We start from the raw sequence: 17,431 nt of genomic DNA on the forward strand, positions 1-17,431 counted from the left end.
CGGCCGGTACCGGCTGTCCCCGGCATGATGTTTTTACGGGGACAGCGGTCAGCCGGCTAAAACTTACTGGAGGGATATTAATGTCAGAATTTAAGCAACAGGAGTTGTTCTGGAGCAGCATGTTCGATGCGGAAGATCGTCCCAGTGCAATCCCTTCGTTTCAAATGTCGGACTCAGCAATAGAGCATGATGCGTCGAGTGCACCCAACCGTATTCACAGTTCATTGAGCCCCGATGTATCCCTGCGCATCATGAAGATGACGAATAAATCGCCAATGGCCGTTTATATGGTTCTCCTGGTTGGAATCGAGTGTCTTTTGTACAAATATACGGGGGAAGAGGGCGTTATTGTAGGTGTACCGACCTTTGAAGACGAAACCGATGAAGACCTTCGTTTAGACCAAGTCATGTTAATCAAACAAAACATAAATGCGGACAGCACGTTTAAATCCATTTTTAATGAATTCAAGCATACGCTGAACGGAGCCATCTTACATCAGCACGTTCCTTTCGATAAAATGGCCGGTCCATTAAATCTGAACTACGATTCAAATCATTTGCCAATGATCCACACGATTGTATCACTAGATCAGCTTCACCCCATTCGTTTTAGAGAAACGGCTGCTTCTGATACGTTATTTCAGTTTTCCATAGAAAATGATTCGATTCATTTAAAGTTAACTTATAATGAACAAGCTTATGATCGCCAGTATATGATGCAAGTGATCGAACATGTAAACCGGATTTTTTCGATTTTGTTATTCCAACCCGACCTTATGATCCGCCAGCTTAATATTCTGTCAGACTCAGAGACAAATCAACTCATCGCCTATAATCAAACGGCTGCAGAGTATCCAAGAGAAAAAACGATTCATCAATTTTTGGAGGAACAAGCGGAACGTACCCCTGATCAAACGGCTGTTGTCTACGAGGATAGCCGTCTGACGTACCGTGAATTGAATGAAAGGGCGAATCAACTCGCTCGGACACTGCAATCTGAGGGCGTACAGCCGGATCAGCCGGTCGGGATTATGGCCGAACGCGCCCTGGATATGATTGTAGGGATCTTCGGGATCTTGAAAGCCGGCGGGGCGTATGTACCGATTGACCCGGGCTATCCCGAGGAACGGGTTCGATACATATTGGAGGATTCGGATACGAAGTTGTTACTCGTGCAGAATCAATCGCAAGAGAGAGTACCTTTTACGGGAAAAGTGCTGGATATGAAAGATCCGCAAAACTTTTGTGAAGACGGGTCGAATGTAGAGCCGGCTGCTGGTCCGGATCATCTGGCCTATGTTATTTATACATCGGGTTCAACGGGCAAGCCGAAAGGGGTTATGGTTGAGCATCGGTCGGTCATCAATCGGCTGGTGTGGATGCAGGAAAAATACCCTCTCGATGAGCGGGATGCGATTCTGCAAAAAACTGCGATCACCTTTGATGTATCAGTGTGGGAACTGTTCTGGTGGACGATATCAGGTTCCAGATTGGTTCTGTTGCCAAACGGAGGAGAAAAGAATCCCGAGCTGATTTTAGATACAATTGCACAAAAAGGTGTCAGCACAATGCATTTTGTACCGGCGATGCTGCATGCCTTCCTGGAATCCATGGATCAGAAGCCAAGCGGGATGTTGAAACAAAAATTAGCGTCATTAAGACATGTGTTTGCAAGCGGTGAGGCTTTGAAGCCTGTACATGTCGCAGGCTTTAAACACATCATCACATCGGTGAGCCAGGCTCAAATCATCAACTTGTACGGACCGACTGAGGCAACAATTGATGTATCATACTTTGATTGCCAGACGGAAGAAACATATGCATCGATTCCGATAGGCAAACCGATTTCCAACATTCAATTGTATATATTACATGCTGATTTGGAACATATGCAGCCGATCGGTGTGGCGGGAGAACTGTGCATTGCGGGCGATGGGCTTGCAAGGGGCTACTTGAATCGTCCCGAACTGACGGCCGAGAAGTTTGTAAACCATCCGATTGCATCAGGAGAACGGATATACCGGACGGGAGACTTGGCAAGATGGCTGCCTGACGGCAATATCGAGTATTTGGGCCGGATTGATCACCAGGTGAAAATCCGCGGTTACCGCATTGAAATCGGCGAAGTCGAAGGCGCTTTTTTTCAGCTGCCGGCGATCAAAGAAGCCATCGTTATCGCCCGGGAAATCGAGGGGGAAACATCCTTGTGCGCCTATTATACCGCACAACATGCTTTAACTGCAGGCGAGCTCCGTGAAGAGCTGTCCCGCCAGCTTCCATCCTATATGATACCTGCGTATTTCGTTCAGCTGGAAGAGATGCCGCTTACTTTCAACGGGAAAATAGACCGTAAATCCCTTCCTTCTCCAAGAGAGAATCTTACAGGCATGAACTATGAAGCTCCTCGAACAGAACTGGAAAAAATACTGGCCGCGGTGTGGGAGTCGGTCTTAGGCTTAGAACGGGTCGGAATCTCAGATCATTTTTTCGAATTGGGGGGCGATTCCATTAAGTCGATTCAAGTGTCCTCAAGATTATACCAAGCCGGGTATAAGTTTGAAATCAAACACTTGTTTAAATACCCAACGATCTCTGAGCTTGTTCCATACGTAGAGCCGGTAACCCGAATCGCAGAACAAGGGGAAATTAAAGGCCGGGCGCTGCTGACACCGATTCAGCATTGGTTTTTTGACCAGAAATACCCGGAATTACACCATTACAATCAAGCGGTTATGCTTTATTGGAAAGAGGGACTGGATGAATCAAAGCTTCGGGACGTCATGAAGAAGATCACAGAGCATCACGATGCTTTGCGCATGGTCTATGTTCCGACAGAAGATGGATATGAAGCCCGAAATCGCGGGATCGATGAAGGTGATCTGTTCAGCCTTGAAGTGATCTCACTACGCGAAGAAAAAAATGTGTCCCAGACGATAGAAACCATTTCCAATGAGATTCAGCAATCCATTCATTTAGCCGAAGGACCGCTCATGAAACTGGGATTGTTCCGGTGTCAAGAGGGAGATCATTTGCTGATTGCGGTTCATCATCTGGTCATCGACGGCGTATCGTGGAGGATTTTACTTGAGGATATAGCAGCAGCTTATGAGCAGCTTCAAAACGGCGAAGCGATCCGGCTTCCGAAGAAAACGGACTCTTACCTGTTATGGGCTGAACAGTTGAATCGTTATGCAGAAAGTCAGGAATTCGAAGCGGAAAATCAATACTGGTTCAGACAGAAACATAATCCGCAACTTACATTGCCAAAGGACAATGAACAGGAGACCGGTCTGGCCAAAGACAAGGAAACGGTCATCGTTCAATGGACCGTTGAGGAAACCGAACGTTTATTAAAAAACGCTCACCGGGCTTATTCGACCGATATGAACGATTTATTACTGACCGGTCTGGGAACTGCTATTCATCGTTGGACCGGATATGAAGACATTCTCATTGATCTTGAAGGACACGGCAGAGAGTCTATCATTCCGGATCTCGATATTTCGCGTACGGTGGGATGGTTCACAAGTCTATATCCGGTTTCGCTTCAAATCAAAGCTGATCAGGATATCCCGCAGCGGATTAAAACAGTGAAAGAAAATTTGCGTCAGATCCCCCAAAAAGGAATAGGTTACGGCCTGATCAAATATTTGTCCGATCACCCGAAGGCACATGAATGGACCGGACATCCGGAAATACGTTTCAATTATTTGGGTCAATTTGATCAAGATGTCCGGAACGGCAGGATGGAGATATCCCCTTACTCAAGCGGGAAAACAGCCAGTGACAATCGTCCCATGACCTATACACTTGATATCAACGGCATGATTTCAGACGGCCGATTGTCGCTGGCCATCAGCTATTGCGGTAAACAATATCAAAGAGAAACAATGGAAGCCTGTGCCGATCTCTTAAAAAGCAGCCTGCAGCAAGTCATCGCACATTGTGATGCTCAAGATCAAATTCACCTGACGCCAAGCGATATTTCGTTAAAAGGTATAACGATCGGTGAATTAGATCAATTTGTGCAGCAAACGAGTCATCTCGGTGACATTGAAAATATATACCCATTAACCCCGATGCAGAAAGGAATGTTGTTCCACAGCTTGATCGATTCGGCTTCCGAAGCTTACTTTGAACAAGCCGCTTTTGATCTGAAAGGTTTCTTGGATATCGATGCATTCAGGATGAGTTTGGCGCATCTGGCCGAAAAATATGACATTCTTCGGACTCTTTTTTATACAGAATGGAAAGATCAGCCTTTGCAGATTGTATTCCGGCAAAAGCCGATTGAAACGGCCGTTGAAGATATTCGCAGCATGAACAGTCATCAGCGCAGCGAGTTTATTGCCGATTTTGCAAGAAGAGATAAGGCGCGGGGATTCAATCTCACCCGGGATGCTTTAATGCGCGTATCGATCCTGCGGACAGAAGAAGACCAAGCGCGATTGATATGGAGCTTTCATCATATTTTAATGGATGGCTGGTGTTTGCCTCTTGTTACGAAAGAAGTGTTTGAAACCTATTATGCGATACTCGAGCAAAGGCAGCCGAAGCGGGGAGCCGTCACTCCATACAGCCGATATATCGAATGGCTGGATCAACAAGATCACAAGCAGGCGTCAGCCTATTGGCGTAACTATTTAGAAGGTTATGAAGGGCAGACTGTTTTGTTACAAGAACAAACTTCCGACCGGGCGAAAGGATACGAAAAAGGTGAGCATGAGTTTCGTTTAGGAAAGCGGCTCACAGACGAAATCAAACGGGCCGCAAGCCGCCAGCAAGTCACCGTCAATACATGGATACAAACCGCATGGGGCTTATTGCTGCAAAGATACAACGGGAGTCAGGATGTCGTCTTCGGCACTGTCGTATCCGGCAGACCGGCAGAAATTCCGGGAATTGAAACCATGGTCGGTTTATTTATCAATACCATTCCCGTACGTATTCATACGCAGCCTGAAATGACAGCTGCACAAGTATTGAAAATGAACCAGGAGCGGGCACTGGCTTCTCAAAAATATGATACATTTCCGTTGTATGACATTCAGGCTCAAACTGAGCAAAAGCAGCAGTTGATCAATCATATTATGGTATTTGAAAATTACCCGGTTGAAAAACAAATAGAACATATGAAGCAGGATGACAACGCATTAGACATTCTCGATTTTCATATGGAAGAACATACTCATTACGATTTTACTTTTATAGTGATGCCGGATGGAGAAATTGACATTCGTTTTGTATACAATCGCGATGTTTATGACCAAGCAAGTGTCGAACGGATGCAGACGCATTTCATACAAATCATGAAGCAAATGGCGGACGATCAGGAAATTCGCGTTCAAGACCTCGATATCGTAACAGCGGATGAGCGATCGCTCCTGATAGACAAGTTCAACGATACGGCGGCTGAGTATCCAAAGGAAAAGACGATTCATCAATTGTTTGAAGAACAAGCGGAGCGAACGCCGGAGCAAGCGGCGATTGTTTTTGAAGATAAGAAGCTGACGTATCGGGTAGTAAATGAACGCGCCAATCAGCTGGCCCGAACCTTGGTTGCCAAAGGACTTCAGGCCGAGGAGCTTGTCGGCATTATGGCGGAACGTTCACCGGAGATGGTGATAGGCATCCTTGCTATTTTGAAAGCCGGGGGCGTTTACGTACCGATCGATCCGGATTATCCGAAAGAACGCATCCATTATATGCTTGAGGATTCTAACGTCTCTATCTTATTATTGCAGCATCATCTTCTGGAAGGTACCGATTATCAAAGTCATACTGTCTTCCTTGACGATCCATCATCATACGGCGCCGAAACATCTAATCTCAATCTGAACGTGATGCCAAATCAATTAGCCTACGTTATTTATACATCAGGAACAACGGGGAATCCGAAAGGCACGCTCATTGAACATAAAAACGTGGTTCGTCTGTTATTTAACAACAAAAATGTTTTTGATTTTAACGCATCGGACACATGGACTTTGTTTCATTCCTTCTGCTTTGATTTTTCAGTATGGGAAATGTACGGAGCGCTGCTGTATGGGGGCAAATTAGTGATTGTTCCGAAACAAATAGCAAAAAACCCGGAAAGGTATTTGCAATTGTTAAAATCGGAAGCTGTGACCATTTTAAATCAAACGCCAAGTTATTTCTACCAACTGATGCAGGAGGAGAGAGCAGATCCCGAATCCAATTTAAACATCCGAAAAATCATATTTGGCGGAGAGGCGTTAAATCCATCCTTCTTGAAAGACTGGAAGCTTAAATATCCTTTAACCCAATTAATCAATATGTACGGCATCACCGAAACCACCGTTCATGTCACATATAAAGAAATCACGGAACGGGAAATCGACGAGGGCAGAAGCAACATCGGACAACCTATTCCTACTCTGCAAGCGTATATTTTGGACGAATATCAGCGTATTCAGGTAATGGGCATACCGGGCGAACTCTATGTGGCAGGAGAGGGACTGGCCAGAGGATATTTGAACCGCCCGGAATTAACGGCTGAGAAATTTGTTGAACACCCGTTTGCCGCAGGCGAAAAAATGTACAAAACGGGAGATGTCGCCCGGTGGCTGCCTGACGGCAATATCGAGTATTTGGGAAGAATTGATCATCAGGTGAAAATACGGGGCTACCGGATTGAAATTGGCGAGGTCGAAGCGGCTTTATTGCAATCGGAATCTGTCAAAGAAGCGGTCGTCATCGCAATTGAAGAAGAGGGCTCAAAGCAGCTGTGCGCCTACTTGTCAGGAGACGATTCATTAAATACGGCGCAGCTGAAGCATCATTTACTGAACAAACTGCCCGCTTATATGATACCGGCTTACTTTGTACAAATGGAGAAGATGCCGATAACCGCAAATGGAAAAATCGATCGAAAAGCTTTGCCGGCCCCTGAGGGAAATAGGCTCACCGGAACCGAATACGAAGCGCCTAGAACGTTAATTGAAAAGCAGCTGGCCGAGATTTGGAAGAACATTTTAGCTCTCAGTGACCCGGGAATTAAAGATAACTTCTTTGATGTTGGCGGCCATTCGCTCAAAGTATTGCAAGTTATTCATCAAATCAACGACCGTATGGGAATCAAAATGCATTATCAAGCCGTATACGATTTTCCTACCATCGAAACAATGGCACGCGCCATTCAAGCGGCAGTTTTCGAGTCCAAGACGGATAACGTATTCGTCAAGATGAATCAGAGCGGTTCAATCCCTGTGTTCTGTTTCCCGCCTTTAATCGGATACGGGCTGGTCTATAATGAAATGGCGAAAAGACTTGACGGCCGCTGCACCGTCTATGCCGCTGATTTCCTAGAAGAGCCGTCTTACGAGCAAGAGATCGTTGACCGGTATGCAGAAAGCATGATAGGCATTCAGGAACAAGGGCCCTTTGTTTTACTTGGTTACTCCTCGGGGTCGAATTTGGCTTTTGAGGTTACCAAAGCCTTAGAGAAGCGCGGACGCATCGTATCGGACATTATGATGCTTGATTCTAAAAGAGCCGTTTCGGTGAATTATTTTTCGGAAGAGGAAACCGAAGAGATCATTCATCGGAATCTGGATATCATTCCGGATTATTATAGAGAATTATTAACCATTCCTTCGATTAAGGATAAAATCAGAAGCTATCTCACATATCACAATAAACTGATCAATTCCGGCGCGGTGAACGCCAACATTCATCATTTTCTATGCGGCGAGTTGACCGATAGAGGATGGAAGCAATCAACCGCACAGCATTACCTTGAGTACAAATTAAAAGGAGACCATGTGACGATCTTTGACCCTCACAATATCGAAGAAAATACGGATACAATTCGATCTATTATTAAAAGGATTGAAGAGCGGCATCATCACGGACTTGTTCTTGAAGAACAACTGTCAATGGGATCGTTTGCTGGCGACACGAAGTTTGACAAAATGTAAGTGATTCAGGGCAAAATGCCGCTGACTGCAACCGGCGGCATTTTTCATAAAAGAGGGTCAGATATTTGCAACGTTTTCACTCTAAAAATCATTCATTTTACGCATTCTTCATGACCTGTTGTTATCATATTTTTTAAAAACCTAATATGCGGAAACAGGAGGATGTTAAGCAGATGAAAAAGTGCAGCGTATGTTTATTGATTCTTGCTTTATTATTGAGCTGTTTACCTGGGGAATATGCGAATGCGGTAATCACTCCAATTGCAAAACATGTTGGGAATTCAAATCCGCTTATAGACCATCATTTGGGCGCAGATCCGTTTGCGCTGACCTATAATGGAAGAGTCTACATCTATATGTCAAGCGATGACTATGAATATAATAGCGACGGCACGATTAAGGATAATTCATTTGCCAATTTGAATAAAATATCCGTCATATCTTCAGCGGATATGGTGAACTGGACAGATCACGGAACGATTCCCGCAGCGGGTGCCAATGGGGCGAATGGCGGCCGGGGGATTGCCAAATGGGCAGGAGCATCATGGGCCCCGTCAGCCGCGGTGAAAAAGATCAATGGTAAGGATAAATTTTTCCTTTATTTCGCAAACGGCGGCGGAGGTATCGGGGTTCTCACCGCAGACAGCCCGACCGGCCCATGGACAGATCCGATCGGAAAAGCGCTGGTAACGCCAAATACGCCAGGAATGTCCGGTGTTGTATGGCTTTTTGATCCTGCAGTATTCGTAGATGATGACGGTACCGGTTACCTATATGCCGGCGGAGGCGTTCCGGGCGGTTCAAATCCAACGCAGGGGCAATGGGCCAATCCTAAAACAGCAAGAGTCATGAAATTAGGTCCTGATATGACCAGTGTTGCCGGAAGTGCGTCTACGATTGATGCGCCTTTTATGTTTGAAGATTCGGGAATGCATAAGTATAACGGAAAATATTACTATTCCTATTGTATCAATTTTGGGGGCGCGCACCCGGCCGATAAACCTCCAGGTGAGATCGGCTATATGACCAGCTCAAGTCCTATGGATTCTTTTTCGTATAGAGGGCACTTTCTGAAAAATCCAGGAGCATTTTTCGGAGGCGGCGGGAACAATCATCATGCTGTTTTCAATTTTAAAAACGAGTGGTATGTGGTGTATCATACTCAAACTGTCAGCTCCGCTCTTTACGGGGCCGGCAAAGGTTACCGTTCTCCCCATATTAATAAGCTTGTGCATAATCCAGATGGCTCCCTGCAAGAGGTAGCGGCAAATTTTGCAGGTGTCAAACAGCTATCGAATTTGAATCCATATCACCGGGTAGAAGCGGAAACGTTTGCCTGGAACGGACGGATTTTGACAGAGGCATCCTCAGCACCCGGCGGCCCGGTCAATAATCAACATGTCACAAACATTCATAACGGAGACTGGATTGCTGTTGGAAATGCAGATTTCGGGTCAGGCGGTGCCAGGACGTTTAAAGCAAATGTAGCGTCCGCTCTTGGCGGGAAAATAGAAGTGCGGCTAGATACTGCAAACGGTAAGCTTGTCGGAACCTTGAATGTCCCTTCCACAGGCGGAACGCAATCTTGGAGAGAAATAGAAACTGCGGTAAGCGGCGCATCCGGTGTTCACAACGTATTCTTTGTATTTACCGGAACTGGTACAGGAAACTTGTTTAATTTCGATTACTGGCAGTTTACACAAAGATAAGCAAAGGTACGTTTTCTAAGTCCATAAAAGACATATGAAAGAGAGGAAAAAATGATGTCGAGCGTAAAAAAATCAATTTGTGTATTATTGGTATGTTTCACAATGATGTCCGTCATGCTCTTAGGACCGGGAGTTACTGAAGTTTCAGCAGCAAGTGATGCAACAGTTAATATATCTGCAGATAGACAAGTGATTCGCGGTTTTGGAGGAATGAACCACCCAGCTTGGATTGGAGATTTGACTGCGGCTCAACGGGAGACCGCTTTTGGCAATGGACAGAATCAGTTAGGTTTTTCGGTCTTAAGAATTCATGTAGATGAAAATAGAAATAATTGGTACAAGGAAGTGGAGACTGCAAAGAGTGCGATCAAACATGGAGCAATCGTTTTTGCTTCCCCTTGGAATCCGCCAAACGATATGGTTGAGACTTTCAATCATAATGGTGACACAACAGCTAAGCGGCTGAGATACGATAAGTACGCCGCATACGCGCAGCATCTTAACGATTTCGTTAATTTCATGAAGAGTAATGGTGTGAATCTGTATGCGATTTCTATGCAAAACGAGCCTGATTACGCTCACGAATGGACATGGTGGACGCCCCAAGAAATCCTGCGTTTCATGAGAGAGAATGCCGGTTCCATTAATGCCCGCGTGATTGCGCCGGAATCATTTCAATACCTGAAAAATATATCGGACCCCATTTTGAACGATCCGCAGGCGCTTAGGAATATGGATATCCTCGGAACCCACCTGTACGGCACTCAGGTCAGTCAGTTTCCTTATCCTCTTTTCAAACAAAAAGGAGGAGGGAAAGAGCTATGGATGACGGAAGTATACTATCCGAATAGTGACAACAATTCAGCGGATCGCTGGCCTGAGGCTTTAGGTGTTTCAGAGCATATTCATCATTCAATGGTAGAGGGAGATTTTCAAGCTTATGTGTGGTGGTACATCCGCAGATCATACGGCCCTATGAAAGAAGATGGGATGATCAGCAAACGCGGATACAATATGGCTCATTTCTCAAAATTTGTGCGCCCAGGCTATGTAAGGATTGATGCAACGAAAAATCCTGAACCGAATGTTTACGTGTCAGCCTATAAAGGAGACAATAAAGTCGTGATTGTTGCCATTAATAAAAATAACACAGGGGTCAACCAAAACTTCGTGTTGCAGAATGGAACTGCTTCGCAAGTATCCAGATGGATCACGAGCAGCAGCAGCAATCTTCAACCTGGAACGGATCTCAAAGTAACGGACAATCATTTTTGGGCCCATCTTCCGGCTCAAAGCGTGACAACATTTGTTGTAAAGCGTTAAAGGCATAAGCATCGCAATAAGCCAATTTTCTTACTCAAAAAAGAAAATTGGCTTATTTTCTGTGGGAGAGAAGTGTTGATTTTTTTAACGATACACAGACATTGGGTATAATAATGACAATGACTTCAAGGAGTGATCAATATATGTCACGGCTTCACAGCAAAGTATTAATCATAGACGACGAAAAAGAAATTTTGGAACTGATCAAAACCGTATTAATAAGAGAAGGCATTGATCGCGTAGTGACAGCTTCGACTGCCCGTGACGGATTGGCTCAATTTCATCAAGAAAATCCCGATCTGGTGATATTGGATATCATGCTGCCAGACGGTGAAGGCTATGATATCTGCAAGCAAATAAGAGACATTTCACACGTTCCTATTATCTTTTTGTCTGCAAAGGGGGAGGAAACGGATAAAATTGTAGGACTTGCCATCGGCGGGGACGACTACATTACAAAACCCTTCAGCCCTAAGGAAGTTGCATACCGGGTCAAAGCGCAGCTGAGAAGATCATCTTACTTACAGCCTTCTCAAACCGGAACCGTAATAAAAAAAGGGCCATTTGAATTAAACCAACAACAAGCCGAGCTCACCAAAAATGGAGCGGCTATTGAGTTAACACCTAAAGAACTTATGCTTATGACCTATTTTCTGCAGCATCCCAATCGGGTGATCAGTAAAGAAACACTCTATCAAGCTGTATGGGGAGAAGATTTCTTCGGTTCTGACAACACGGTGATGGTTCATATACGCAGGCTCCGTGAGAAATTAGAAAACACCCCATCAAAACCAGACTTTCTCGTCACTGTGAAAGGGTTAGGCTACAAATTTGTTGTAAAGGATGCGTAAGGATGAATTGGCGATTAACAGGCAGATACATGGTATCTGTCATCATAGTGACCATCATTACAGTCTTCATTAATTTATTTATTTTTATGTTTTGGCTCGTTTTCCAGGCGAACAGCCAACATGACGAAGAAAGTACACCGGAAACTTTCACAAGATCATTCCGACAATATGTCACGTTATCGAACAATGGTATCACGGTAAACAAAGAGGGCCAAAAAGCTTTAAAAGAGCAGAATGCATGGATTCAAATATTAGATGAAAACGGACAGGATGTTTATCATGATAGAGAACCTAAAGGACTGAAGAAAAAATATACGCCTATTGAAATTGTAAATTTACATAAATATAAGGATGAACAATTATTATCAACCATTTACGCCGGCGGAAAAAAAGTAAACGGCAAGGAGTACAGTTACTTTATAGGGTTTAAAAATCCCTCTCTCGGAAAATTTGTCCTCTCATATGATACCAAGGAATTTGTGACGAAGTTCAATGCAGGGACCATCATATTATTATCAATAGATGCATTGATCGCGTTAGTCATTGGCTATCTATTCAGCCGGCAGCTCACAAAACCGCTCGGCCGTGTCATTCAAGGAATCCAGCGGTTAGCTAATGGAGATTATACGATCAACATGAAACCCAAAGGCATTTATAAAGATGTCTTCTATAATGTCAATCATTTATCGGAACAACTATCTTCAAGCAAAAAAGAAAAAGATAAATTAGAGCAAATGCGTGAAGAGTGGATCAGTCATATTTCTCATGACATTAAAACACCATTAGCATCTATTCAAGGCTATGCAGAAATCATCAAAGATCCAAATTACCATCTCACAGCCGAACAGGTCAGAGAGTACGCCCAGATCATTGAGAGTAAATCCCTCTATATGAAAGATGTGATGGAAGATTTAAATTTAACGACAAGGCTGAAAAACAACGATGTGATGTTACATACAGAACGGGTAAACCTTGTATCGCTGCTGCGGGAAACGTTAATTGATATGTTAAACGATTCTAGATATGCGGATAAGTCCATTGAACTCCAAACGAACGTGGAAAAGCTGATGCTGAACCTTGATGCGATATTGATTAGGAGAGCGGTCACGAATCTCATTTTAAATGCCCTCGTTCACAATGATCCTGATGTGAAGATCGTTGTACAGCTTGAACAAAAAGAACGGACTCATGTGACAATTAAGGACAACGGCAAAGGGATAGAAGAAGAGGAGCTGGAAAAAGTGTTTGATCGCTATTACAGGGGCACAAATACAGGAACGACGCATGCAGGCTCTGGTCTTGGAATGGCCATAGCAAAGGATATTATCCAAAAGCACGGAGGGGACATCACCATTCACAGCACCGCGGGAGAAGGGACAACGATAGATATACAATTATCATAATGGCTATACAAAAAAACGGTTCTGTTGATTAATAACAGAACCGTTTTTTCCTATTGTTCCGAAAACACTTTGATTCCTTTGACAATGTTCCAAATGAAAAAATAGATCGCCACAAGGAATGTAACAGCATACGTCGCAAGCAGGAAAGGCCCGGCGTGCCTGATGTCATTCATACCAAGTAAACCTGAAGCGATGATGCCAATCCCAAAAATCAAATAAGGAATCAGATGCGTCCACAAAGATTTTTTCGCATGATATTTCACATCGTCCTGGCCTAAGAAATAGACGATAATCGGAAACAGAAACGGCGCAAAAAATATACTGAAGTAACATAATGAAGACAACATTTTATTTTCTCTCAAACCTTTTCACCTCTATGATTTATTGAAGGGGGAATTCTTCTGGCTGAATCCCTCACTGAAGTACAATCTTATTGTACAACTCCAACCTTAACCCGTATTAATCCGAACCTTACATCAACCTTAAATTAACAAGGACGGGCAAGGACTCGTCTTCTTACAGCAATCATAAGATTCAATGCCATATTGAGACTCATCACATTCAGCGTGTCTACGTTGGAAATACATTTAATTTTTCGATTCGATTGAAAAATGACGTGTAAAGTCCCGATTCAGTTCAGTTTTCTTTGTTCTATATGTGTCAGGTGTATCTTATTCAATAGAGATAGAGCAAATTGACAGGCTTTTAAACCTCCCAAAAACAAGAAAATAGATTGATAGACAATCATGAGAAAGATTTTTACAATGAGTTCGTGCTCATAAGAAGTGAGAGCCAAAATGATGTGAAGGAGGAAAAGATCAGATATGAAACGGTCAATCTCTATTTTTATGTCGTGTTTATTGATTGCGGTATTGACAATGAGCGGCATGCTGGCTTCGCCGGCATCTGCAGCAGGGACAAAAACGCCAGTAGCCAAGAATGGTCAGCTTAGCATAAAAGGGACACAGCTCGTAAACCGAGACGGCAAAGCGGTACAGCTGAAAGGGATCAGTTCACACGGATTGCAATGGTATGGTGATTTCGTCAATAAAGACAGCTTAAAATGGCTGAGAGACGATTGGGGCATAACCGTTTTCCGCGCGGCGATGTATACGGCAGATGGCGGTTATATTGACAACCCGTCCGTGAAAAATAAAGTAAAAGAAGCGGTTGAAGCGGCAAAAGAACTTGGGATATATGTCATCATTGACTGGCATATTTTAAATGACGGCAACCCAAACCAAAATAAAGAGAAGGCAAAAGAATTTTTCAAGGAGATGTCAAGTCTTTACGGAAACACGCCAAACGTCATTTATGAAATTGCAAACGAACCAAACGGTGACGTGAACTGGAAGCGTGATATTAAACCGTATGCGGAAGCAGTGATTTCCGTTATCCGCAAAAATGATCCAGACAACATCATCATTGTCGGCACCGGTACATGGAGCCAAGATGTGAATGATGCAGCCGATGATCAGCTAAAAGATGCAAACGTCATGTACGCGCTTCATTTTTATGCCGGCACACATGGCCAATCTTTACGGGATAAAGCAAACTATGCACTCAGTAAAGGAGCGCCTATTTTCGTGACGGAATGGGGAACAAGCGACGCGTCTGGAAATGGCGGTGTATTCCTTGACCAGTCGCGGGAATGGCTGAATTATCTCGACAGTAAGAACATCAGCTGGGTGAACTGGAATCTTTCTGATAAGCAGGAATCATCTTCGGCTTTAAAGCCGGGAGCATCTAAAACAGGCGGCTGGCCGCTTACAGATTTAACTGCTTCAGGAACATTCGTAAGAGAAAACATTCGCGGCACTAAAGATTCGACGAAGGACGTCCCTGAAACGCCAGCACAAGATAACCCCACACAGGAAAAAGGCGTTTCTGTACAATACAAAGCAGGGGATGGGCGTGTGAACAGCAATCAAATCCGCCCGCAGCTTCACATAAAAAATAACGGCAATGCGACGGTTGATTTAAAAGATGTCACTGCCCGTTACTGGTATAACGTGAAAAACAAAGGCCAAAACTTTGACTGTGACTACGCGCAGATGGGATGCGGCAATCTGACCCACAAGTTTGTGACGCTGCATAAACCTAAGCAAGGTGCAGATACCTATCTGGAACTGGGGTTTAAAACAGGAACGCTGTCACCGGGAGCAAGCACAGGGAATATTCAGCTTCGTCTTCACAATGATGACTGGAGCAATTATGCACAAAGCGGCGATTATTCATTTTTCCAATCAAATACGTTTAAAACAACGAAAAAAATCACATTATATCATCAAGGAAAACTGATTTGGGGAACAGAACCCAATTAGTTAAGCTTTAGGCGGACATCAGCAACGATGTCCGCTTTTATCATCTTAAACAGCAATACAAGGAGGTTTACGTGGCGGATGAAACTCTGAAACAGTATATGGGCCTGTACAAATGTTGTTAGCAATCTCAAGAAAGCCAAGGAGTAGATATGATTCACTGAACATATGATGTAATTGTTTCACAGTTTTGAAAAGCGTTTATAGCGCAATGTGTGTATTTCACATCCGCCACTTTTATTACGTAAGGGGGAACAAGAGAATGAAAAAGTATGACGCATTTCCAGAGCCAATTGGCGGCTATACTGTCGGCCGAACCCAGATGGATTTTGAGTACACGGCATCAGATCATACAAAAAGAGAACTGACGGCGTTTGTGTACTATCCGTCCGACAGCAGCGAAGGGAAGACTACATCAGCGTACATGTTTCCTGAAGTCTGCGAAATGCTTGATGAGCAGCCGCTTCTCACTGCGTTGAAGGATGCTTACTCTATAGATATCAAGACCCAATGTTACGACGACCTTGCTCTCTCCGGGAAGGAAAAACGCTATCCGGTGTTATTCTATGTTTGCGGCGGGGGCGGTTCTCCAGAATGGGGTACAGTGATCTGTACAGACTTGGCAAGCATGGGATATGTTGTAGTAAGCATCGGCCATCAGAATAGCACGATGTATAAGCGTAAAGATGGGCGCCTGTTTAATGTATCAAAGGATTTTTCGGATGTCATTATGGCGTTTTCTGAAGATCCGGAGATGCTGGCTTTGGCTGGTAAGATGGAGATACGGCCCGACGATGAAACTGCCATTGAGATGTGCCAAAACGTGCTTACACTGCCGATACTTGACAAGTTAACAGAGTATAGTGAATTACAGGCAGAAGATGTAAGGTATGTAGCCGATTATCTTGTCAAATTGGATTCTGGAGAGCTGAATTCCATCTTTAAGGGCAGATTGTTGCTTGATATCGGCATGGGCATAGTCGGACATTCTTATGGAGGGCCTACGACGGCGATTGTTTGCCGGGACGACGAACGGTTCATCTGCGGGATTGGCTTGGATAGCGGAGCGTTCGGCCTTCAGGGCAGCGACCTTAAGAAACCCTTTTTGCTGCTGTTTTCTGAACCGAACTATAACATGAATGCGATCATTGGCGCTAACAATAGCATGGATACCTATTATTTCTCTGTTGATCGTGCTGCGCATTTAGATTACTGCGACATCGTGTTTACCAGTGTGAATGAGGAACTTAGAGGCGAACGGGATGCCATGGAGATGCGAAATCTTGTTACAGACTATACGAAGAACTTTTTTGATCATTACATACTGCAGAAGGCTGCAAGTGTGGAAAGTCTGGCATACGATGGCGTGGACTTGATCAAGAAGACCAGCAACAAGTGACATAACCGATTAAAATACTCAAACTGAAAAACCTTTATGACCAATTTAATTTATTAAGGACGTAGAGGTTTTTTAATATTACCTTACAAAAAGGGGATGTTCTTAGAATATGGATCCACTTTTATATTCTCTTCACAATTTCTAGTTTACATAATATATATTCTAGGAAGTAAAATCTTCAATGAAAATTCTGTCTCGTTATCTTAAGTATACTTAGTTGGTGAGACAGAATTAAAAAAATCAGATGTATTACGATTTATATAATTAACCTTGAACATAACACCATCTTTAATAATCACCTAGCACTTTACTTCGTCTACATCAGTTTTGCCATTGGATAATCTTGTGTACACATAAACCCAATTTTCACCGTCTCTTTTGAAGTAATCAAAATCGTAAGCATTCGGATATTTATCTCTTACCCAAATTAATCCTGGCAGAGTCTCCGCCATTGCTGGTGATCCAGATACTAGCAAGGACCCACC

The 17,431-nt window shown here is 43.8% G+C and carries 8 protein-coding genes; 7 read left to right on the forward strand and 1 reads right to left on the reverse strand.

Features of this window, described 5'->3' with window-relative positions:
- Positions 1–80: 80 nt before the first annotated feature.
- The 5 genes from bamC to AC1RRX_RS09850 all read left to right on the forward strand — a co-directional run bounded on the left by bamC (position 81) and on the right by AC1RRX_RS09850 (position 13,226).
- A complete protein-coding gene (bamC, locus tag AC1RRX_RS09830) occupies positions 81–7,940 on the forward strand; it encodes a bacillomycin D non-ribosomal peptide synthetase BamC (RefSeq protein ID WP_144464277.1) in 7,860 nt (2,619 codons plus the stop codon).
- A 173-nt stretch (positions 7,941–8,113) separates the two neighbouring features.
- Positions 8,114–9,649, forward strand: a complete 1,536-nt coding sequence (locus tag AC1RRX_RS09835) for a glycoside hydrolase family 43 protein (RefSeq protein ID WP_144464279.1) — start codon at positions 8,114–8,116, stop codon at positions 9,647–9,649.
- A gap of 51 nt (positions 9,650–9,700) precedes the next feature.
- The gene (xynC, locus tag AC1RRX_RS09840; RefSeq protein WP_007410144.1) at positions 9,701–10,972 is read left to right on the forward strand and encodes a glucuronoarabinoxylan endo-1,4-beta-xylanase XynC; all 1,272 of its coding nucleotides are present in this window, start codon (positions 9,701–9,703) and stop codon (positions 10,970–10,972) included.
- Between the two features lie 143 nt (positions 10,973–11,115).
- Positions 11,116–11,823, forward strand: a complete 708-nt coding sequence (locus tag AC1RRX_RS09845) for a response regulator transcription factor (RefSeq protein ID WP_144464281.1) — start codon at positions 11,116–11,118, stop codon at positions 11,821–11,823.
- 2 nt (positions 11,824–11,825) lie between these two features.
- Positions 11,826–13,226, forward strand: coding sequence for a sensor histidine kinase (locus AC1RRX_RS09850; RefSeq protein ID WP_031379071.1), 1,401 nt, complete (start codon positions 11,826–11,828; stop codon positions 13,224–13,226).
- 50 nt (positions 13,227–13,276) lie between these two features.
- On the opposite strand, the gene AC1RRX_RS09855 is transcribed toward AC1RRX_RS09850, so the two are convergent.
- Positions 13,277–13,588 (reverse strand): magnetosome magnetite crystal formation protein family, encoded by a 312-nt coding sequence (locus AC1RRX_RS09855; protein ID WP_007410147.1) that lies wholly within the window; start codon positions 13,586–13,588, stop codon positions 13,277–13,279.
- Positions 13,589–14,050: 462 nt separating this feature from the next.
- Here AC1RRX_RS09855 and AC1RRX_RS09860 point away from each other — a divergent pair, with 462 nt between their 5' ends.
- Positions 14,051–15,550 (forward strand): cellulase family glycosylhydrolase, encoded by a 1,500-nt coding sequence (locus AC1RRX_RS09860; RefSeq protein ID WP_144464283.1) that lies wholly within the window; start codon positions 14,051–14,053, stop codon positions 15,548–15,550.
- Positions 15,551–15,809: 259 nt separating this feature from the next.
- Positions 15,810–16,946, forward strand: coding sequence for an alpha/beta hydrolase (locus AC1RRX_RS09865; RefSeq protein WP_039063171.1), 1,137 nt, complete (start codon positions 15,810–15,812; stop codon positions 16,944–16,946).
- The last annotated feature ends 485 nt before the right edge of the window (positions 16,947–17,431 follow it).

Source organism: Bacillus sp. GW821-FHT11D08, assembly GCF_058808515.1.